We start from the raw sequence: 19379 nt of genomic DNA, 5'->3' as shown, positions 1-19379 counted from the left end.
CGGTTTTCACGACCTCAATAAAACTTATCAGGAGACAACAATGACCCATCGCCCCTGGCTGACTGCCTATCCGCAAGGCGTCCCCGCAGACATCGACACCACGCAATATCCGTCGCTCGTGGCCCTCATGGACGAGGCGTTCACCAAGTACGCGGGCCGCGTGGCCTACAGCTTCATGGGCAAGGAAGTGACCTATGCCCAGACCGACTCCCTGAGCAGTGCGTTTGCGGCCTACCTGCAGGGCCTGGGCCTGGTCAAGGGCGACCGTGTGGCCATCATGATGCCCAACGTGCCGCAGTATCCCGTCACGGTGGCCGCCATCCTGCGCGCAGGTTTTGTGGTGGTCAATGTGAACCCGCTGTACACGCCGCGCGAACTGGAGCATCAGCTCAAGGACTCGGGTGCCAAGGCCATCGTCATCATCGAAAACTTCGCCACCACGCTGCAAAGCTGCATTGCGAACACGCCCGTCAAGCACGTGGTGCTGTGCGCCATGGGCGACCAGTTGGGCCTGCTCAAGGGCGCGCTCGTCAACTATGTGGTGCGCAACGTCAAGAAGATGGTGCCCGCTTACAACCTGCCGGGTGCCGTGCGCTTCAATGACGCGGTGGCCCAGGGCACGCGCGGCACGCTCAAGAAGCCCGACATCAAGCCTGACGACATCGCGCTGCTGCAATACACCGGCGGCACCACGGGTGTGAGCAAGGGCGCCGTGCTGCTGCACCGCAACGTGATCGCCAACGTGCTGCAGTCCGAGGCGTGGAACGACCCCGTGATGAAGAAGGTGCCCGCAGGCGAACAGCAGACCAGCATCTGCGCGCTGCCGCTGTATCACATCTTTGCGTTCACCGTGAACATGATGCTGAGCATGCGCACAGGCGGCAAGACCATCCTGATCCCCAACCCGCGCGACCTGCCTGCCGTGCTCAAGGAACTGTCCAAGCACACCTTCCACAGCTTCCCGGCCGTGAACACGCTGTTCAACGGCCTGGCCAACCACCCCGACTTCAATACCGTCAACTGGAAGAACCTCAAGGTCTCGGTGGGCGGGGGCATGGCCGTGCAGGGCGCCGTGGCCAAACTGTGGCTGGAGAAGACCGGTTGCCCCATCTGCGAAGGCTACGGCCTGTCGGAAACCAGCCCCTCGGTCAGCTGCAACCCCGTGACCGCCAAGGAGTTCACGGGCACCATTGGCGTGCCGCTCCCCGGCACCCTGATGAAGCTGATCGACGACGACGGCAAGGAAGTCACTACCCTCGGCCAGCCCGGCGAGATCGCGATCAAGGGCCCGCAGGTGATGGCCGGGTACTGGCAGCGCCCCGATGAAACCGCCAAGGTCATGACCGACGACGGCTTCTTCAAGTCCGGCGACATCGGTGTCATGGACGAGCGCGGCTTCTTCAAGATCGTGGACCGCAAGAAGGACATGGTGCTGGTCAGCGGCTTCAACGTCTACCCCAATGAGGTGGAAGAGGTCGTGGCCAACTGCCCCGGCGTGCTCGAATGCGCCGTGGTGGGCGTGCCCGACGAGAAGACCGGCGAAGCCGTCAAGCTCGTGATCGTCAAGAAAGACCCCGCGCTCACCGAAGCGCAGGTCAAGGAGTTCTGCCGCGCTGAACTCACGGGCTACAAGCAGCCCAAGGTCATCGAGTTCCGCACCGAGTTGCCCAAGACCCCCGTGGGCAAGATCCTGCGCCGCGAACTTCGGGACAAGAAGTGACCCGTGGGGCCACGTGCCCCGCTTGACAATCCAGGCGGCCTCGGCCGCCTTTGTTTTTCAGGGAGAACCCATGACCACCGCCATCCTCAGCGCCTTGCCCGAAGAGCAAAGCTCGCTGGTTGATCACCTCTTGCACCCTCAGCGGGTGATGCACGCAGGCCGGGCTTTCTGGCTGGGTGATCTGCAGGGCCGTCCGGTGGTGTTGGCGCTGTCGGGTATCGGCAAGGTGGCGGCGGCCACCACGGCCACGGCGCTCATCGAGCGTTTCGGTGTGGCGCGCATCGTCTTCACCGGGGTTGCGGGCGGTGTGGGCGATGGCGTGAATGTGGGCGACGTGGTGGTAGCGCAGGACTACCTCCAACACGACATGGACGCCTCTCCCCTGTTCCCCCGCTGGGAAGTGCCGGGCTACGCACGCAGCCGCCTAGTCTGTGATGCAGCATTGTCTGCTATGCTTTTGGAAGCTGCTAACGATTGTGTATCAAGCGCTAGAGGCCAATTTGGCTTGGAGTATGTGCCGCAGAGCACACCGAAAGATGCCCTGCACCGCGCGCACCACGGCCTGGTTGCCAGCGGGGACCGCTTTGTTTCTGCCGCCGATGAAGCCCACCGTCTGCGCACCACGTTGCACGACGCTGGCCACAATGTGCTGGCCGTAGAAATGGAAGGCGCCGCCGTCGCCCAGGTGTGTCACGACTACGGCATCCCCTTCGCCGCTGTGCGCACCATCTCCGACCGCGCCGACGACACCGCGCACGTAGACTTCCCCCTCTTCGTGCAGACCGTGGCCAGCCGCTATGCCGAGCACATGGTGCTTGCCCTCATGCATAAACTTTGAAATTGATAGCTGCTAACGCTTTATGGATAAGCGATAGAGGTCAATTTGACTCATATTTTGCGTTGAGATAAACGACGAACCGATCACCAGCTTCGCTTCGGTTTCGACAGGCTCAGCCCGAGCGGTCGGGAGACCGAATTCATGGAGTCCGCTATAGCGCCGGGGCTACAAGTTCGACAACTGCGCCGTGAAACTGGCGCACCCCAAATACCAGCGCCACCGCGGAATCGGCTTTGCCGGGCCGCTGGAGGCGTCCCCCCTCGGGGGGGAAGGCGCGCAGCGCCACAGGGGGGCTACTTCAACCAGCCGCGCTTGCGGAAATACCACATGGGCCCGAGCGCACTGGCCACCATCAGCGCAAGCGCATACGGGTAGCCCAGCGACCAGTCCAGCTCGGGCATGAACTTGAAGTTCATGCCGTACACGCTCGCAATCAGCGTGGGCGGCAGCAGCGCCACGCTGGCCACCGAGAAGATCTTGATGATCTTGTTCTGGTTGATGTTGATGAAACCGACCGTGGCGTCCATCAAGAAGTTGATCTTGTCGAACAGGAACGCCGTGTGGTTGTCCAGCGATTCGATGTCGCGCAGGATCTGGCGGGCTTCCTCGAACTGCTCGGAGTTGAGCATCTTGCTGCGCATCATGAAGCTCACCGCGCGGCGGGTGTCCATCACGTTGCGGCGGATGCGGCCGTTCAAGTCTTCCTGGCGGGCAATGGCGCCCAGCACCTCGCCAGCAAGGGCGTCGGTCACGTCGCCTGCCAGCACTTGCTTGCTGACTTTCTCCAGCTCGTCGTAGATGTTTTCGAGCGTGTCGGCCGAATACTCGGCGTCGGCATCGAACAGCTTGAGCAGAACTTCCTTGGCGTCCTCGATGAGGCCCGGCGCGCGGCGTGCGCGCATGCGCAGCAGGCGGAACACCGGCACGTCTTCGTCGTGGATGGAAAACAGCACGCCCCGGCTCTTGAGGTTGGCGTTGTGCTGGTTCAGGATGAAGGCCACGCGCACCGAGCGGGGGTCTTCGTCGTCGTCAATCAAGAAGTCGCTGCGGATGTGCAGCTCGCCGTTGTCTTCTTCGTAGAAGCGGGCGGATTCCTCGATGTCCTCGTCCATCGCATCCTCGGGGATGGACAGGCCGTAGTGCTGCTTGATCCAGCGTTTTTCTTCGAGCGTGGGGGCTTCCAGGTCCACCCAGATCGGCTGGAACTTGGTCAGCTCTTCCAGCGATTCAATTTCTTCCTGGAACAGCCGGCCATTGGCGAGCGTGAAGATGTTGAGCATGGGCTCACTCCCTTGTTGTATGGCATCTGCGGTGTGGGGGATCGGGTGCTTTCAACCCCACAGCGGCAGGCCGGGGAGCTGAAAGCTACCAACTCGGGTAGGTTTCCAAGGAGCTTTCTCCGTAAAAAAATGGACAGGCGGCGGATTATGGCACTGCGGCTGCAGTGGAGTCGTTGCAAATGCCCGCGCCCTCAGCGGTCAGCCGGGCGAAGCCTGGCGCACGATGGCCAGCGCCCGGCACAGGTCGGCCCAGGCGGCGGCCTTGACGTCTTGCGAGCGCAAGAGAAACGCGGGGTCGTAGGTCACCACGGCCGGGCATTCCGCCAGCTGGTGCGGGCCCGCGCGCAGGCGGCCCAGCGGCTCGGTGCGCCCCAGCGCCGCCCGCGCCGCCACATGGCCCAGCACCAGGACCAGGGCGGGTTGTAACTCAGCCACGGCGTCGGCCAGCGCGGCGGGGATGTTGCTGTCGCCACCGGTCTCTGCGCCGGCTGCAGTGCGCTCCAGCGCCGCAAGGAACACACGGGGGTGCTTGTGCAGCTGCATGGCGCGCAGCATGTTGTCCAGCAGCCGGCCTGCGTCGCCACCCAGCGGCTCGCCCGGCGTCAGGCTCTCGGTCACGATCAGCCAGCCTCCACCCAGCCCGGCCGGGGTCTGCGATGGGTCGGCGCTGGGGTAAAGCACCTGGGGCGCATGCAGCCGCAAGCTGGGGATGGCCGGTGCTGCGCCTGCGTTCTCTACCGCAGGTGCCGGTGCGGGTGCTCGCGGGGCCGCTGGCTGGGGCGCTCGCGCAGCAGGAGGGCTGGCCACGGCGGGTGCCGGGGCGGTGGGGGGCGCCATGCGGGCGGCAGGGGCGGGCGCCGCCACGGCGACGGCGGGGGCCCCGGCTGTGGTGCGGGCTACGGGTGCCTCCGGCTGCACCCACACGGTGACGCCCATTTCTTGCAGCATGGCGCGCTGCCGCGCATCGAGGTGAAGGCTCATGGAAAAAAGGGCCGGTTGAAGGTGTTGCTCACAGTGCCAGGCTCATGACCACGGCATCTTCGCGCTGGCCCAGGTCAGCGGGGTAGTAGCGCTTGCGTTCGCCCACGCGTCGGAACCCGTGTGTCTGGTAGATGTGCTGCGCGCGCAGGTTGCTCACGCGCACCTCCAGCCACAGCCACTGGGCGCCGCGCCCGCGTGACCACAGGGCCAGCGCGTCCAGCAGCACCCGCGCCCAGCCCTGGCGCTGGAACTCGGGGGTGACGGTGATGTTGAGCAGGTGCACCTCGTCCACCCCCATCATGGCCACGAAGTAGCCGAGCAGGTGTTCGTCCGCCATCAGCACCTGTGCCTGGTAGCCCGATGCCATGGCATCGGTGAAGTTGCCGCGTGTCCAGGGGTGCGAATAGGCACGTTGTTCCACCGCCAGCACGGCATCCAGCCGCGCGAGCGTGAGGGCTTCAAAGCGCGCCTCGGGCGCGCCGGCAGACGGGGTGGGCAGGGCGCTCATGGGGTCCGGCAGAAAGGATTCACAAAGGAGCGGGCACCGCCTGGGCGGCGCGCAGCGCAGCCCGCTCGGCGGTGGTTTGTGCCACTTTATCGCGGATGTAGCGCGGCAGCGCATCGCTGGCCGGCACACCTTCGCCCGCTGCCAGCAAGGCCGGTGCCAGGCGCAGCAGCGCCGTGGCTGTGGGCAGCGCGGCCATGTGGGCGGCCGTGGGCGCCAGCCGCTCGCCATAGGGCGTGCGCGCATTGCCTGCCACCGTCCACCCTGCGGGGGTAAGCACGGATTCCGGTGCGCCCAGGCCAAAGTCGGCCTCGGTGTGCCAACGGCCCTCGGCAGCGACCCATTCGCAGCGCGCGTGGTAGACCTCGTCCATGCGCGCGTCCAGCACCGCCACCACCTGCGTGCAGCCGTGCGCGTGGCGCGCTTCCTCGGCCACGGCCAGCAGGGTGTCCACGGGCAGCACCGGCACACCCTGGCCCGCGCGCGCGCCAAACGCCAGCCCCTGGGCCACGGCGCAGGCGGTGCGCAGGCCGGTGAAGGAGCCTGGGCCCCGGCCAAAAACAATGGCCTCCAGCGTGTCGAACGACAGGCCCGCTTGTGCCATCAGGCTGCGCACCGTCGGGATCAGGGTGGCCGATGCTTGCGCGCCCCCGGGACCCGTGTGCTGCCACACGGCATCCCCGTGCTGGACGGCAATGGAAAGGGTGTCGGTGCTGGTGTCGAAAGCAAGCAGATTCATGGGGCCAGTGGGGTTGCGCGGCAAAGGAGGTCAGGGGACGGTAGGGCCAGGCACGGGCGTGGGCGGGGTGACCGCAGGCGCCTGGCTCCTGCGCAGCACGCCCAGCAGGATACCGGCAGTCACCAGCAGCAGGCCGGCGACGAGGTTCCAGTACATCGGCTCGTCCAGAAAAATCACCGCGCCGATGGCCGAGAGGCCGGGCACCAGGGCCGTGATCATGGTGGAGCGCACAGGGCCATAGTGCTGGATCATGCGGGTGAAGCCAATGCCCGAGATCACCACCGACCCGCCACCTTGGAACGCCATGTGAAAGACGATCTCGCTCCACGGCGCAATGGCCAGATGGCTGGTGACGGTTCCCAGCGCAATCAGCAGGGCATAGCTGGGAACATAGACCAGGCAGGCAAACGCGGTGATGGCGATGGTGGCCTGCACGGCGTCCACGGCGTGGCGCCGGGCCAGCACGCTGTAGGTGGCCCAGCAGGAGGCGGCCAGCATGAACAGCACGTCGCCCTTCCACACATCACCGCCCGAAAACGCTGCCAGCAGGCTGCGCCCGCCCACCAGCAGGTCGCCTGCCACGATCAGCGCCAGGCCCGCCGCGCGCAGCGGGGTGATGTGGTCGCGCAGCAGCACGGCGGCGAGCAGCGCCGTCCACAGCGGCAGGCTGCCCGGCATGAGCACCGCCGCATGGGTGGCGGGCGCGTGGAAGAACCCCGCATAGGCCAGCATGGCGTAGAGCAGACCGCCAAAGCTGCCCAGCAGCACCGTGGTGCGCAGCGGCAGGGGCGAGATACCTGCCAGGCTGGAGGGCGGGGCCGCAGAGCCCAGTGCTGTGGTGCGCTGCCGCACCATCCACCAGCCCCAGGGCAGCAGGACCAGGCTGGCGCCCACGATGCGCAGCAGCGCAATGTCGAACGGGGTGAGCGTGCGCTGGGCCGAGGCGCGGGCAATGACGATGAAACCCGTCCAGATGGTGACCGTCACGACTGCTGCCAGCAGGCCGATGGCACGAGGAGAAAAACGCATCGGGGGATTATCGGTGGGTGGGGGCGGCGGCGCTTGCAGCGGGTCTGGGGGCCGCCGCGGCCCAGGTGGGTTTCCTGCCGGGCGATAGACTCGCTCCATGCTTTTGCTTCCTGTTTTTTGGCGCCGCGCTGCGCTGCGTGGCGCCCTGGGTGTTGTTGTGGCCTGGTTGGCTCTGGTGGGGGCTGTTGACACGGCCCAGGCCCAGGCGGCGGCGCCCGCCACCCCGCTGCCGCCCGAGGTCGAAGCCGCCCTGGCCCGCGCCAGGTTACCGCGCGAGGCCCTGTCGGTGATGGTGGTGGATGCCCAGGGCGGCAAGACTTCGCCTGCGCGCCTGGCGCACCGTGCGCAGTTGCCGGTGAACCCGGCATCGGTGATGAAGCTGGTGACCACTTACGCCGCGCTGGAGCAACTGGGCCCCGCCTATGTGTGGAACACCCCGGTCTATCTGCAGGGCACGGTGCAGGACGGCAGCCTGCGGGGCAACGTCTACATCCAGGGCCAGGGAGACCCCAAGCTGGTCATGGAGCGGCTGTGGCTGCTGATGCGCCGCCTGCAGGGCCAGGGTATCCAGGTCATCGTGGGCGACATCGTGCTCGACCGCACCGCCTTTGAGGTGCCCGACCACGATCCAGCGCGATTTGATGGCGAGCCCCTGCGCCCCTACAACGCCGCGCCCGACGCGCTGCTGCTCAACTACAAATCGTCGGTGATGACCTTTGTGCCGGATGCCGCCGCAGGCCTGGCGCGCATTCAGTACGACCCACCCCTGGCGGGCGTGGCGCGCCAGGCCACCGTGGCGCTGGGCGCGCCGGGCACCGAGTGTGGCGACTGGCGTGGTGCCTTGCGGGCGGAGCTGGCCGACCCGGCCAAGGTGAGCTTTCAGGGCGTGTACCCCGCGGCATGTGGCGAGCGCGTCTGGCCCGTGGCGGCGGCCGACCCACGCGGCTTTGCGGCGCGTGCGGTGGAGGGCATGTGGCGCGAACTGGGCGGCAAGCTCACGGGCAGCGTGCGCGAGGGCAAGGTGCCGCCTGGCCTGAAGCCTGCCTTCACCGTCACCTCGCCCGCGCTGTCCGAGGTGGTGCGTGACGTGAACAAATACAGCAACAACGTGATGGCGCAGCAGGTGTTCCTGACGCTGGCATTGCAGAAAAACGGCGTGGCCACCTTCGACGGCGCGCGCGATGCCCTGCGCCAGTGGTGGCTTGCACGCATCGGCGACGCCGAGCTGCCCCAGGCCGACAACGGCGCAGGCCTGAGCCGCGATGCCCGCCTGACGGCCCAGGCACTGGCGCGCATGCTGCAGGTGGCCTGGGTATCGCCCGTGATGCCGGAGCTGGTGGCGTCGCTGCCCATCTCCGGGGTGGACGGCACGCTGCGCCGCAGCCAGAGCCGTGCGGGCACGGCCCACCTCAAGACGGGCAGCCTGCGCGATGTGATGGCCGTGGCCGGTTACGTGCACGCGGCCAGCGGGCGGCGGTATGTGCTGGTGGCCGTGGTCAACCATGCCAATGCCGGCGCTGCGCGGCCCGTGCTCGACAGCCTGATCGACTGGACCGCGCGCGACCAGTGAATAATGCGCACTCGCGCAGCCATCCGCCGCGCAGTCACCCGCCTCCCTTCATGTCCACCACCGAGCTGATCGGCTACGTTGCCGCCTTCCTGACCACCTGCAGCTTCGTTCCGCAGGCCCTGCACACCTTCCGCACGCGCGATGTCCGGGGCATCTCTCTGGGCATGTACAGCGTGTTCACGGCGGGGGTGGCGCTGTGGCTGGTGTATGGCGTCGTCCTGGCGGCGTGGCCCATCGTGGTGGCCAACGCCATCACGCTCGCGCTGGCGGGGACGATCCTGGGGATGAAGCTGGTCTACGGGGCGCGTGGCCATCGTTGAGCGGCCACTGCTGGCGGGCTGCTGTCACCTAGGCGTCTGCCCGCTGGTTCGGTCCGCGTTATCCCCTATGGATGGTGCAGTGCAGGTGCGCGCACGATGCGTCGTTGTTTCTTGACCTGAGGTATCCATCCATGAAGTATTTCCGCCTTACCTGTGTTGCCGCTGCTGCGGTGCTGCTTGTCGCCTGCGGTGGCTCTGACGATCCAGACCGTGGCTCGCTGATCGACCCCCCTGCCGTGATGACCACGCTGACGGCCGCGCAGATCGACGCAGGCACCTCCAGCAGCGGCCTGCAGGCCATCACGGGCAAGGCGAAGTGTGATGTCAAGGTGGTGGCGCTCAACTACGCCACCGTCGGCGCCAAGGCCGGAGAGAACACCAACGCCTCGGGCGTGATGCTGGTGCCCGCTGGCAGCTGCAGCACGGCCGCACCGCTGATTGCCTACGCCAAGGGCACCGATGTGCAAAAGCCCCGCACCCTGGCCAACCCACAGGACAACGAAACCTTCCTGCTCGCCGCCATGTACGCCGCCCAGGGCTATGCGGTGGTGGCCACCGACTACCTGGGCTTTGCCAAGTCGGGCTACAGCTACCACCCCTACCTGCATGCCGACTCGGAAGCCACCACGGTCATCGACTCGGTGCGTGCCGCGCGCAACGCAGCGGGCACCGTGGGGGCCAATCTGTCGGGCAAGGTCATGTTCACGGGCTACTCGCAGGGCGGGCACTCGTCGATGGCCGCGCACCGCGCTGCGGAACGCGACTACGGCAGCGAATTCAATGTGGTTGCTGGTGCCCACCTGGCGGGCCCGTACAACCTGTCGGGCTCGCTGCGCATTCCGGAGGCGATTGCCGGGGTGCAGTTCTTCGTGCCGTATCTGGTGACGGCCTGGCAGAAGGTCTATGGCGACGTTTACACGGACGTCAAGCAGGTCTTCAAGGCACCGTACTCGGGCTACATCGAAAACCTGCTGCCCAACCCCACGATGACCTACACCACGCTGCTCACCTCGGGCACCCTGCCCGCAGGCACTCCCAACCAGGCGCGCGATGCGCTGTTCCAGTCCGCCTTCATCACGGGCTCGCAGACCAGCACCACCCACCCGCTGTACCTGGCGGCCAAGAAGAACGACCTGCTGGGCTGGAGCCCCAAGGCCCGCGTGCTGCTGTGCGGCGGCGCGGGTGACCCCACAGTGCCGCCAGCCATTCACCAGCGCGTGATGAAGGCCGACTTCGACAGCCGGGGCCTGACCAACGTGACCTCGGTCGACGTCGATGCCGCCATCCAGGCCACCTTTGGCCCGGGTGGCCAGGCCCCCACCGACCCCGCATCGGCCGCGTTTGCCACCTACTACGGCGCCTACCATGGCACCTACGAACCCCCGTTCTGCCACGCCCAGGCGCGCGCTGTGTTCGACATGGTCAAGTAAGCCAGCTGGCTTGCCACAGCAAGCCGCACAGCAAAAAGCCGACCCAAGGGTCGGCTTTTTTTGTGGGCCGCTGCCCCAGCACAGCAGCAGGCTCCGCGGCGGCTGGGGCGAGTCAGCAGCCCCTTACCAGCGGGCGCGCAGGCGGTCGTAGGCGTAGGTGCCGAACTGGCGCTGCGCCGAGGGCGTGAGGTACACCGGGTCGGCAAACACGTAGGAGGTCTGGCTGACGCCCGGCAGCAGCGTGGAGGCGGTGCACAGGGCAGAGTTGACCTGTCCTGCGCCGATGCCGATGCCGTTGGTGGCATCCACCGAGGTGCACACGGCCGTGGTGGCGTTGTTGAAACCGTAGTTGGCGGGCACGCCGGTGTACAGGTTCACGTAGTAGGCCAGGTCCACATACAGCGCGTTGGCACCCAGGTCCACGATGCCCACGAGCAGGCCGTCGTTGAAGCGGCTGCTCGCATCGGCCAACAGGGCTTCACGGCCAATGGTCTTGGCCCAGGGGGTCTTGCTCAGGTCGTAGGTTCCCGTCACGACCACATATTTGGCGCCTGCGGCGACCAGGCGTCGCACCTGCGCGGCCATGTCTTCACCCGCCTGGCGGGCTGCGGCCACCATGGCGGCCTCGGTCTGGGTGCCGGCCTGCACGGCGGCCATGCCGGCAATCACGTCGCTGATGCCGCCGCTCAGAAACACCACGTCACTGGCGCCAAAGCTGCCACTGGCCAAAAAGGTGTCGATCTGCTCGGTGATGGTGGGGGTGCTGGCGTTGCCTGCCGCGTCGGGCTTGATCTTGACGCGGGCATTGCCTACGGCATAGCTCTTGCCACCCGCAGAGGCGGCCGCAAGGGGCTTGCCGTAGTTGGCAGCCACCTGCAGGGTCCAGTTGTTCACACTGCCGTCGTTGACGGTATAGCGCGTGCCTTTTTGCCCCACATCGCTGTTGGCATCGCCAAACGCGATGAAGCGCTCGGGCGCGATGGCCGATTCGGTGGTGCTGGAACCGCAGGCCGCGAGCAACGCGGCCGACGCACATGCGGCGACCAGTACGGTGCGGCGCATCCAATTTGCTGCCATGTATTTCTCCAGAAAAGTGGGGGGTAGTTTAGCGGTGCAACGTCAACGCATGTAAAGCCGCCTGGCGCGGCCGGAATCACGCTGCAGACGCACGCTGCAGTCGGTCGCGCACGCCTTCCCACTCCGGGCTGGTGGGCGGGGTCTCGATCCAGATCAGTTTCACGCCATCGTCGTCAAAGCCGCGCAGCACTGCAAACAGCTGCTGGGCCGTGGCGGTGGCGTCGTCGGGCATGCGGCGCATGACGAGCTTGGACGATTGGGTGCGCAGCGCTGCGCGGGCATACACCGCAATGTGGGCGGCGTCGGCGCCCAGCAGGTCCAGGCCGGTCTGCAGTGCCTTGGCGTCCATCAGCCGCACCTTGGCGGCGGGCGCGTAGTGCGCTTCGAGCGTGCCCGAGGCGCGGGGCGTGAGCGCGGGCATGTCGTCTTTGGACAGCGGCGCAATGCCGCAGGCCGCCCGGATCTGCTCGCGCGTGATGGCGCCGGGACGCAGCAGCACGGGCACGCCGCGCGTGCAGTCCACGATGGTGCTTTCGATGCCCACTTCGCACGGGCCGCCGTCGAGCACCAGCAGCTCGGCGCCCAGCTCGTCCTGCACGTGCCGGGCGGTGGTGGGGCTCACGCGGCCAAAGCGGTTGGCGCTGGGGGCGGCCACGCCCCACACGGGCGGGCCGCCCTGGGCGTCGCTGTCGCCGGGTGCGGCGCAGGCCTGCAGCAGGGCATGGGCCACGGGGTGGGCGGGGCAGCGCAGTCCCACGCTGTCCTGCCCGCCCGTGGCGGCGCTGGCCACGCCGGGCAGGCGCGGCAGGATGAGCGTGAGCGGGCCGGGCCAGAAGGCATCGACCAGCTTCTGCGCAAAGCCCGGCACCTCGCTGGCGAAGTGCGCAATGCCCTCGGCATTGGCCACATGCACGATCAGGGGGTGGTCGCTGGGGCGCCCCTTGGCCGCAAAGATCTGCGCCACGGCGGCATCGCTGCTGGCGTCGGCCGCCAGGCCGTACACCGTCTCAGTGGGCAGGCCGAGCAGCGCGCCGCTGCGCACGGCCCGCGCTGCGGCGGCGATGGATGCGGGCTGGGTGCCGTCAAGAATCATGGTCAGAACGGTGCGATGCCCAGCAGGGCCGCCGCCTGCAGGGCAGTGGCACGTGCTGCTTCGGGGGTGGCTGCGGTGATGTTGAGATGCCCCATCTTGCGACCACGCTTGGCGTCGCGCTTGCCATACAGGTGCAGGTGCGTGCCGGGCAGGGCCAGCACCTCGGCCCAGGGGGGCGTCTGCGCGGCGTCGCCGTGCGCAAACCACAGGTCGCCCAGCAGGTTGAGCATCACAGCGGGGCTGTGCTGGCGCGGCTGCGTGAGCGGCAGGCGGGCCATGGTGCGTACCTGCAGCTCGAACTGCGACACATCGCAGGCGTTCTGGCTGTAGTGGCCGCTGTTGTGTGGGCGCGGGGCGATCTCGTTCACCACTAGGCTGCCGTCCTGCAGCACAAAGAACTCCACGCAGAGCACGCCGACGTATTGCAAACCATTTGCTATCGAAATTGCAGCTGCTACCGCTTGTTGGATAAGCGCTGGGGGCAGATTTTGTTCAAAAACCTCCGTCACAGCCAGAATCCCGTCGCGGTGCAGGTTGCGCTGCACGGGCAGGTGCACGGTGGCGCCGTCCGCGCCGCGCGCCACGATCACCGAGCATTCCAGCGCCAGCGGCAGCATCTTCTCCAGCACGCAGGGCACCTTGCCGACAGAGTCCCATGCAGCGGCCAGCTCGGCGGGCGTCTTCACGCGCACCTGGCCCTTGCCGTCGTAGCCCATGCGGGCCGTCTTCAGGATGCCTGGTAACAGATCAGAAGAAACTGCAGCCAGTTGCTCCGCCGTTTCGATCACCGCATACGGCGCACAGGGCACGCCGCAGGCCACAAAGTGGGCCTTTTCCCGCGCGCGGTCCTGCGCCACCGACACCGCGCTGGCGGCGGGCGACACGGGGCGTTGCGCAGCCAGGGCGGCCAGCGCGGCAGCGGGTACGTTTTCGAACTCGGTGGTCACCGCATCCGACAGGCGGGCCAGCTCGGCCAGGCCTTGCGGATCTTCATAGCCGGTCTGGATGTGGTGGTGGCTCACCAGCCCGGCGGGGCTGGTGGGATCGGCGTCGAGCACGGCCGTGAAGTAGCCCATGGCCTGCGCCTGGTGCACAAACATGCGGCCCAGCTGGCCGCCGCCGAGCACGCCCAGTGTGCTACCGGGCAGAAGGGGTTGATGGGTGGATTTTTTCATCGCCGGGCCGCCCCAAGATGAAAAAGCGGCCCCCTCGGGGGGCAGCGACCCGCGCAGCGGTGGAGCGTGGGGGTCGTGTTCATGCGGGCGGCAAGGTCATGTTGCGGGCCACTTCCGTCTGCTCGGCACGGAATGCTTCCAGGCGCTGGCGCAATTCGGGGCTTTCGTTGGCCAGCAGGGCCACGGCGAACAGGGCCGCATTGGCAGCGCCCGCCGTGCCGATGGCGAACGTGGCCACGGGGATGCCCTTGGGCATCTGCACGATGCTGTGCAGCGAATCCACACCCTGCAGGTGGCGGCTGGCCACGGGCACGCCCAGCACGGGCACGGTGGTCTTGGCGGCAATCATGCCAGGCAGGTGGGCGGCGCCACCGGCGCCCGCGATGATGGCTTTGAGGCCCCGGCCCGCGGCGGCCTCGGCGTAGGCAAACATGTCGTCGGGCATGCGGTGGGCCGAGACCACGCGGGCCTCGTGCGCGATGCCGAACTGTTCAAGAATCTGCACTGCATGCTGCATGGTGTCCCAGTCGCTGCTGGAACCCATGACCACGCCGATCTGGATGGGTTTCATGGTGTGGAGGGCGCTGGCGGGCAGGTTGCGCCTGCTCTGCCGCTGTAGGTGGAACCCGCGATTTTACTTTTTGCGCCTCCCTTCCCGGCATGGGGCTGTTTCGATGGGCCAAAATAGCGCGCAAACCGCTCCACAGGCCCCTGGCCTCCACACCGCCATGATTGACGTCACCGTAGAAAATTTTGAAGCCGAGGTGGTTGCTGCCTCGATGAACGTGCCCGTGCTGGTGGACTTCTGGGCGCCCTGGTGTGGCCCCTGCAAGTCGCTGGGGCCTGTGCTGGAAAAGCTGGAGACCGACTACGCGGGCCGCTTCAAGCTGGTCAAGATCGATTCGGACCAGGAGCAGCAGCTGGCGGGCATGTTCGGCATCCGCAGCATTCCCACCTGCGTGCTGCTCATGAACGGCCAGCCCGTGGATGGCTTCATGGGCGCCCTGCCCGAAGGCCAGGTGCGCGCCTTCCTGGACAAGCACATCCCCACCGCCGAAGAACTGGTGGCGGAAATCGAGGAAGAAGAAGCCCAGGACGCCCTGGCCGAAGGCGACACCAGTACCGCGCTGGAGAAGCTGCAGCACGCCGTGGTGACCGATCCTTCCAATGACGACGCGCGCTTCGACTACGTCAAGCTGCTGCTGCAGTTGCGTCGCGAGGACGACGCCAAGGTGGCCTTTGCCCCCGTCATCGCCAAGGCCGCAGCCTCGCGCAAGCTGGGTGCGTTGAAAGCCTGGATGGATGCTATTGATTTCGTAGCTTCTAACGATTATGGGGAAGGCGCCGGTGCCGATTTTGATGCAAAAATCGCCGCCAACAAGCGCGACTTTGACACCCGCTACGCCCGCGCCCGCTGGCTCATGGCCGACCAGCGCTGGACGGACGCCATGGACGAACTGCTCGAAATCCTTATGCGCGACAAGGCCTGGGGCGAAGAGGCTGCCCGCAAGACCTATGTGGCCATCCTTGAAATCATCGAGCCGCCCAAGGTGAAGGTGGCCGACGGCCAGATCCCTCCCGACGACCCGGTGGTGGCTACTTACCGACGCCGTTTGTCGAGCGTGGTGCTGAGCTGAAACCTGTCCGGTCGTGCCTGTGGGGTTCGCTGTGACATCGCGTGCGTTGTGGGGCACATCCGTTGGCGGGAGGGAGATTCCCACGGTTTGGCGCTGGTTAACCGGAACCTTGCTCGGACTGCTTGTGGTGGGGTGCGGAACGCACCCTCCCGCCCCCGATGCCTTGGTCACCGGCGTGGCTATGTCGCGCGAACGTGTGGTTCTTCCCCCTGAGGCGGTTTTTGAGGCCACGCTGCTGGATGTTTCCTTCTCCGATATGCCCCCCGTAGTGCTGGGGCGGCAGCGACGTGAGCCCGCAGGACAGCCTCCGTACCCCGTACAGATTCCCTATCCCACTGTGCGTTTCCTACCAAAAGGGCGTTACGAGGTGCGCGCATCCGTCACCCTGGAGGGGCGGTTGCTACTCTCAACCCAAATGCGCCACCCCGTACCGCAGGATCCAGCTTTTCGCCGTGTGGACGTGCAGTTGAAGCGTCAGCCTGCGTTATCGTCTGCGGTGGAGGCCAGCGTACCGTTGGTCTTGACCTACTGGCGGCTGGTGGAACTGGAGGAGCAGCCTTTCTCTGTGGAAGCACAAGGTGGGTTAACTCCCCACCTTGTGTTTCAGTCAGATAAAGGCCAAGCAACTGGTGCAGGTGGTTGCAACCGGTTTCTGGCGGACTACATGTTTGACGGGGGGCGTTTACGCTTTAGGCGTTTGGTATCCGGTATCACCCTTTGCTTGCAAAGTGGGGTATCTGAAGCGAGGTATTTTGCGGCGTTGGAGGCCGTGGAGAGCTTTCGCCAGCAAGGCGCGCAGCTCCTTCTGCGTGATAAGGACGGCAAGCCCTTGCTCCGCTTTGAGGCTACCGAGACACCACTTAGTTGATCGTCTGCTCCATCCTCCCGGGTCGGGTTAGGCCGCTGTAGAGGTCCTACGCAGTGGTCAGCCGTTCCAGCGCTTCACGGTACTTGGCGGCGGTCTTTTCGATCACTTCGCGCGGCAGACGGGGGGCGGGCGCGGTCTTGTCCCAGGGCTTGCCGTTCACCTGGGCTTGCTCCAGCCAGTCGCGCACAAATTGTTTGTCGTAGCTCGGTGGGTTCTGGCCAGCGGCCAGGGCGGCCTCGTAGCCTTCCACGGGCCAGTAGCGCGAGCTGTCGGGCGTGAGCACTTCGTCCATCAGCACCAGCGTGCCATCGGGCGCCAGGCCAAACTCGAATTTCGTGTCGGCAATGATCATGCCTTTGGCGAGCGCGATGTCGGCAGCAGCCTTGTAGATCGCGATGCTCAGGTCGCGGATGCGGGTGGCCAGGTCCAGGCCAATCATCTCCACCGTGCGCTCGAACGTGATGTTTTCATCGTGCTCGCCCGCAGCGGCCTTGGCGGCCGGGGTGTAGATGGGCTCGGGCAGCTTGGCGGCGTTGGTCAGCCCTTCCGGCAGGGGTACCCCGCACACCGCGCGTGATTCCTGGTATTCCTTCCAGCCGCTGCCGGCCAGGTAGCCGCGCACCACGGCTTCGACCGGAATGGGCTGCAGCCGCTGCACCAGCATGGACCGGCCACGGATCTGCGGGGCTTCTTCCGGAGACACCACACTTTCCGGCGCGTCGCCCGTCAGGTGGTTGGGGCAGATATCCCCGAGCTTGTCGAACCAGAACAGCGCCATCTGCGTGAGCAGCTCGCCCTTGCCCGGGATGGGCTCGCCCATGATCACGTCAAACGCCGACAGGCGGTCGCTGGCCACCATCAGGATGCGGTCGTCGCCCACGGCGTAGTTGTCGCGCACCTTGCCGCGTGCCAGCAGGGGCAGCGATGTCAGGGCGGAGGTGTGCAGGGCGTTGGAGCTGGGCTGGGTCATGGTGTCGGTGTGGGCGATCGATGTGCGCTGCAGGCAGGCCGCAAAACGGGGAGTGAAGCGCGGGAGCTGGTGAAGTCTTCAAGTGCGTGCGCGCAACCTTCGGATTTTACGCGCGGGTCTGACGCGTGTCTGCGGCAAGGGCTCGGTGGGGGCTCGGCAGGGGCATGTACCGGCGTGCATGAGGGCGCTAGTGCGGACCTGCGCGCTCGGTGAGCTTGCGGCACACTGTGTGGCCCTGAATCTGACAGCGCCACCTTTGGCCGCGCCCCCGTGCCCTCCACCTCTGCGCTCACTCCCCGCCGCGAACTTTGGCTGCTGCTCACCCTGGCGGGCATTCAGTTCACCCACATCCTTGACTTCATGATCATGATGCCGCTGGGGCCCCGGTTCACGCAGCTGTTTTCCATCAGCGACGCGCAGTTCGGGCTGCTGGTGTCGGCCTACACGCTCTCGGCCGGGGTGTCGGGTTTGCTGGCGTCTACGTACATTGACCGGTTCGGGCGCAAGCGGCTGCTGCTGGTCCTCTACGTCCTGTTTGGGCTGGCCACACTGGCCTGTGGCGTGGCGCCCACCTACGGCACGCTCATGGTGGCGCGCGTTTTGGCAGGGGCATTCGGGGGTGTCTTGTCGGCCCTGTCGCAAACCATCGTGGCTGACGTGATTCCGTTCGAGCGGCGCGGCCGTGCGATGGGCATCGTGATGACCTCATTCTCGGTATCGACTGTGGCCGGTGTTCCGCTGGGGCTGATCCTTGCCGAGGTGGGCGGCTGGAACATGCCGTTCATTGCGATTGCCGCCATGGTGGGGGGCCTGGCTGTGCTGGCGGCGCGCACCATGCCGGCGATGACGGCCCATGTGCAGGCTGCCAGCGGCAGAACGGCGCTGGGCGGCATCGGGCAAGTGCTTGCCGACCCGAACCATCGCTGGGCGTTCCTGTTCTCCGCGTTGCTCATGTTTACAGGTTTTACGGTGATTCCCTACATCACCATCTACATGCAGACCAATGCCGGTGTGCGGGCCGACCAGATTCCGGTGGCCTACCTGTGTGGAGGTGTCGCGACCCTGTTCACCGCGCGCCTGTTTGGCCGTTTGACGGACCTGCGCGGCAAGGTGCGAACCTTTCGCTGGCTGGCCCTGGCTGCGGCGCCCTGCCTGCTGGGCATCACGCTGGTGCAGGGGCTGCCGCTGTGGGGCGTTCTGGCGGTGTCCACCCTGATGTTTGCCTTTGTGAGCGGCCGGATGATTCCGGGCATGGCCATCGTGGCCTCTGCGGCGCAGGCACCGCTGCGCGGTACCTTCATGACCTTGAACGCATCGGTGCAGTCTGCGGCCATGGGGGCGGCGTCTTTGGTGGGCGGGATGCTGATCAGCCGCGACGCGCAGGGACTGGTGCAGAACTACTGGATGGCGGCGCTGGTGGGCATTGCCGCGAGCCTGCTGTCGATGGTGGTGGCAGGACGGTTGACGCTGCATGGCGCAGCGCCTTCGGCACGCTGAGCAACTGCCGACTGGCGGGGCGTGTGCTCCCCGGCAACTCAGCCATTGTGCGCGCTTTTTGGAGGCTTGGCACCTTGGCGGGCATAACCCAGCGGGTCGGGGCGGAATGGGATTGCTTTTCAGGAAGGGCGGGGGCATAGTGACTTCACGTCAACGGGATGCATCCAAGTTCGCCGGGCCGCTCCTCTGATCCAGGGCGGCGCTTCTTCCACAGAGAGTGTTACAGGAGACTTATTTATGAACCTGACGATCAGCGGTCACCACCTCGAAGTTACCCCAGCCTTGCGCAACTACGTCACCACCAAGCTGGACCGGATCACCCGCCATTTTGACCAAGTTGTCGACGTCAAGGTACTGCTGACGGTAGAGAAGCAAAAGGAGAAGGAAAAGCGGCAGCGAGCGGAATGCAATATCCATGTGAAGGGCAACGACCTGTTTGCCGAAAGCTCCCACGCCGACCTGTATGCTGCCGTGGATGAACTGGTCGACAAGATGGACCGTCAGGTGGTGCGCCACAAGGATCGCCTGCAGGACCACCACCACGAAGCCGCCAAGCGCGAACTGCACGCTTGATGCGCCAGCCCTGAGCTTGGCACAGCAGCCGCCCCTTTCGGGCGGTTTTTTTGTTGCCCACAGCGCCGCGCTCAGGG

The 19379-nt window shown here is 66.3% G+C and carries 19 protein-coding genes; 9 read left to right on the top strand and 10 right to left on the bottom strand.

The window, feature by feature from the left end:
• Window positions 1-40: 40 nt before the first annotated feature.
• Window positions 41-1720 (top strand): long-chain-fatty-acid--CoA ligase, encoded by a 1680-nt coding sequence (locus tag ACT89O_RS22995; RefSeq protein WP_121421489.1) that lies wholly within the window; start codon window positions 41-43, stop codon window positions 1718-1720.
• A 70-nt stretch (window positions 1721-1790) separates the two neighbouring features.
• Window positions 1791-2558: a 5'-methylthioadenosine/adenosylhomocysteine nucleosidase gene (locus ACT89O_RS22990; protein ID WP_487261291.1), complete on the top strand. Its 768-nt coding sequence runs from the start codon at window positions 1791-1793 to the stop codon at window positions 2556-2558.
• A 293-nt stretch (window positions 2559-2851) separates the two neighbouring features.
• Here the strand turns inward: ACT89O_RS22990 and corA are convergent, their stop codons facing one another.
• The 5 genes from corA to ACT89O_RS22965 form a co-directional block, all read right to left on the bottom strand.
• Entirely contained in the window at window positions 2852-3838 is a 987-nt protein-coding gene (gene corA / locus ACT89O_RS22985) for a magnesium/cobalt transporter CorA (RefSeq protein ID WP_055398450.1), read from the bottom strand.
• 198 nt (window positions 3839-4036) lie between these two features.
• Window positions 4037-4819 (bottom strand): uracil-DNA glycosylase family protein, encoded by a 783-nt coding sequence (locus ACT89O_RS22980; RefSeq protein WP_199727061.1) that lies wholly within the window; start codon window positions 4817-4819, stop codon window positions 4037-4039.
• A 28-nt stretch (window positions 4820-4847) separates the two neighbouring features.
• Entirely contained in the window at window positions 4848-5327 is a 480-nt protein-coding gene (rimI, locus tag ACT89O_RS22975; RefSeq protein WP_121421487.1) for a ribosomal protein S18-alanine N-acetyltransferase, read from the bottom strand.
• Between the two features lie 19 nt (window positions 5328-5346).
• A complete protein-coding gene (gene tsaB / locus ACT89O_RS22970) occupies window positions 5347-6063 on the bottom strand; it encodes a tRNA (adenosine(37)-N6)-threonylcarbamoyltransferase complex dimerization subunit type 1 TsaB (RefSeq protein ID WP_487261290.1) in 717 nt (238 codons plus the stop codon).
• A gap of 30 nt (window positions 6064-6093) precedes the next feature.
• Window positions 6094-7092, bottom strand: a complete 999-nt coding sequence (locus ACT89O_RS22965) for a DMT family transporter (RefSeq protein ID WP_121421485.1) — start codon at window positions 7090-7092, stop codon at window positions 6094-6096.
• A gap of 97 nt (window positions 7093-7189) precedes the next feature.
• Here ACT89O_RS22965 and dacB point away from each other — a divergent pair, with 97 nt between their 5' ends.
• The 3 genes from dacB (at window position 7190) to ACT89O_RS22950 (ending at window position 10412) form a co-directional block, all read left to right on the top strand.
• A complete protein-coding gene (gene dacB, locus ACT89O_RS22960; RefSeq protein ID WP_487257463.1) occupies window positions 7190-8662 on the top strand; it encodes a D-alanyl-D-alanine carboxypeptidase/D-alanyl-D-alanine endopeptidase in 1473 nt (490 codons plus the stop codon).
• Between the two features lie 50 nt (window positions 8663-8712).
• Window positions 8713-8982, top strand: a complete 270-nt coding sequence (locus ACT89O_RS22955) for a SemiSWEET transporter (RefSeq protein WP_055395455.1) — start codon at window positions 8713-8715, stop codon at window positions 8980-8982.
• A 131-nt stretch (window positions 8983-9113) separates the two neighbouring features.
• On the top strand, window positions 9114-10412 hold the full coding sequence (locus ACT89O_RS22950) for a lipase family protein (protein WP_487257462.1): 1299 nt from the start codon (window positions 9114-9116) through the stop codon (window positions 10410-10412).
• Window positions 10413-10535: 123 nt separating this feature from the next.
• On the opposite strand, the gene ACT89O_RS22945 is transcribed toward ACT89O_RS22950, so the two are convergent.
• The 4 genes from ACT89O_RS22945 to purE all read right to left on the bottom strand — a co-directional run bounded on the left by ACT89O_RS22945 (window position 10536) and on the right by purE (window position 14328).
• Entirely contained in the window at window positions 10536-11489 is a 954-nt protein-coding gene (locus tag ACT89O_RS22945) for an SGNH/GDSL hydrolase family protein (RefSeq protein ID WP_487257461.1), read from the bottom strand.
• A gap of 76 nt (window positions 11490-11565) precedes the next feature.
• Window positions 11566-12582: an L-threonylcarbamoyladenylate synthase gene (locus tag ACT89O_RS22940; protein WP_426305488.1), complete on the bottom strand. Its 1017-nt coding sequence runs from the start codon at window positions 12580-12582 to the stop codon at window positions 11566-11568.
• A 2-nt stretch (window positions 12583-12584) separates the two neighbouring features.
• Window positions 12585-13757, bottom strand: a complete 1173-nt coding sequence (locus ACT89O_RS22935) for a 5-(carboxyamino)imidazole ribonucleotide synthase (protein ID WP_487257460.1) — start codon at window positions 13755-13757, stop codon at window positions 12585-12587.
• Window positions 13758-13836: 79 nt separating this feature from the next.
• The gene (purE, locus tag ACT89O_RS22930) at window positions 13837-14328 is read right to left on the bottom strand and encodes a 5-(carboxyamino)imidazole ribonucleotide mutase (protein WP_121421480.1); all 492 of its coding nucleotides are present in this window, start codon (window positions 14326-14328) and stop codon (window positions 13837-13839) included.
• 157 nt (window positions 14329-14485) lie between these two features.
• On the opposite strand from purE, the gene trxA reads away from it, so the two are divergent.
• Together trxA and ACT89O_RS22920 are read left to right on the top strand one after the other, a co-directional pair.
• Window positions 14486-15394 carry a thioredoxin gene (gene trxA, locus ACT89O_RS22925; RefSeq protein ID WP_487261289.1) on the top strand — a complete coding sequence of 303 codons (909 nt, stop codon included), beginning with the start codon at window positions 14486-14488 and terminating at the stop codon, window positions 15392-15394.
• A gap of 13 nt (window positions 15395-15407) precedes the next feature.
• The gene (locus tag ACT89O_RS22920) at window positions 15408-16262 is read left to right on the top strand and encodes an META domain-containing protein (protein ID WP_487261288.1); all 855 of its coding nucleotides are present in this window, start codon (window positions 15408-15410) and stop codon (window positions 16260-16262) included.
• A 46-nt stretch (window positions 16263-16308) separates the two neighbouring features.
• Here ACT89O_RS22920 and ACT89O_RS22915 read toward each other — a convergent pair whose 3' ends face one another.
• On the bottom strand, window positions 16309-17232 hold the full coding sequence (locus ACT89O_RS22915; RefSeq protein WP_487261287.1) for a phosphoribosylaminoimidazolesuccinocarboxamide synthase: 924 nt from the start codon (window positions 17230-17232) through the stop codon (window positions 16309-16311).
• Window positions 17233-17502: 270 nt separating this feature from the next.
• Here ACT89O_RS22915 and ACT89O_RS22910 point away from each other — a divergent pair, with 270 nt between their 5' ends.
• The gene (locus tag ACT89O_RS22910; RefSeq protein WP_487261286.1) at window positions 17503-18729 is read left to right on the top strand and encodes an MFS transporter; all 1227 of its coding nucleotides are present in this window, start codon (window positions 17503-17505) and stop codon (window positions 18727-18729) included.
• A 237-nt stretch (window positions 18730-18966) separates the two neighbouring features.
• On the top strand, window positions 18967-19302 hold the full coding sequence (hpf, locus tag ACT89O_RS22905; protein ID WP_010464246.1) for a ribosome hibernation-promoting factor, HPF/YfiA family: 336 nt from the start codon (window positions 18967-18969) through the stop codon (window positions 19300-19302).
• Window positions 19303-19379 lie beyond the last annotated feature (77 nt).

Source organism: Acidovorax sp. NN32 (genome assembly GCF_057597245.1).
Note: the sequence above shows the minus strand (reverse complement) of the source record. Positions and strands in the feature narration are given on the sequence as shown.

Bases quoted from the DNA above. Each gene is read 5' to 3' on its own strand.
- ACT89O_RS22995 (WP_121421489.1), top strand. From the start codon at position 41: ATGACCCATCGCCCCTGGCTGACTGCCTATCCGCAAGGCGTCCCCGCA.
- ACT89O_RS22990 (WP_487261291.1), top strand. From the start codon at position 1,791: ATGACCACCGCCATCCTCAGCGCCTTGCCCGAAGAGCAAAGCTCGCTG.
- corA (WP_055398450.1), bottom strand. From the start codon at position 3,838: ATGCTCAACATCTTCACGCTCGCCAATGGCCGGCTGTTCCAGGAAGAA.
- ACT89O_RS22980 (WP_199727061.1), bottom strand. From the start codon at position 4,819: ATGAGCCTTCACCTCGATGCGCGGCAGCGCGCCATGCTGCAAGAAATG.
- rimI (WP_121421487.1), bottom strand. From the start codon at position 5,327: ATGAGCGCCCTGCCCACCCCGTCTGCCGGCGCGCCCGAGGCGCGCTTT.
- tsaB (WP_487261290.1), bottom strand. From the start codon at position 6,063: ATGAATCTGCTTGCTTTCGACACCAGCACCGACACCCTTTCCATTGCC.
- ACT89O_RS22965 (WP_121421485.1), bottom strand. From the start codon at position 7,092: ATGCGTTTTTCTCCTCGTGCCATCGGCCTGCTGGCAGCAGTCGTGACG.
- dacB (WP_487257463.1), top strand. From the start codon at position 7,190: ATGCTTTTGCTTCCTGTTTTTTGGCGCCGCGCTGCGCTGCGTGGCGCC.
- ACT89O_RS22955 (WP_055395455.1), top strand. From the start codon at position 8,713: ATGTCCACCACCGAGCTGATCGGCTACGTTGCCGCCTTCCTGACCACC.
- ACT89O_RS22950 (WP_487257462.1), top strand. From the start codon at position 9,114: ATGAAGTATTTCCGCCTTACCTGTGTTGCCGCTGCTGCGGTGCTGCTT.
- ACT89O_RS22945 (WP_487257461.1), bottom strand. From the start codon at position 11,489: ATGGCAGCAAATTGGATGCGCCGCACCGTACTGGTCGCCGCATGTGCG.
- ACT89O_RS22940 (WP_426305488.1), bottom strand. From the start codon at position 12,582: ATGATTCTTGACGGCACCCAGCCCGCATCCATCGCCGCCGCAGCGCGG.
- ACT89O_RS22935 (WP_487257460.1), bottom strand. From the start codon at position 13,757: ATGAAAAAATCCACCCATCAACCCCTTCTGCCCGGTAGCACACTGGGC.
- purE (WP_121421480.1), bottom strand. From the start codon at position 14,328: ATGAAACCCATCCAGATCGGCGTGGTCATGGGTTCCAGCAGCGACTGG.
- trxA (WP_487261289.1), top strand. From the start codon at position 14,486: ATGATTGACGTCACCGTAGAAAATTTTGAAGCCGAGGTGGTTGCTGCC.
- ACT89O_RS22915 (WP_487261287.1), bottom strand. From the start codon at position 17,232: ATGACCCAGCCCAGCTCCAACGCCCTGCACACCTCCGCCCTGACATCG.
- hpf (WP_010464246.1), top strand. From the start codon at position 18,967: ATGAACCTGACGATCAGCGGTCACCACCTCGAAGTTACCCCAGCCTTG.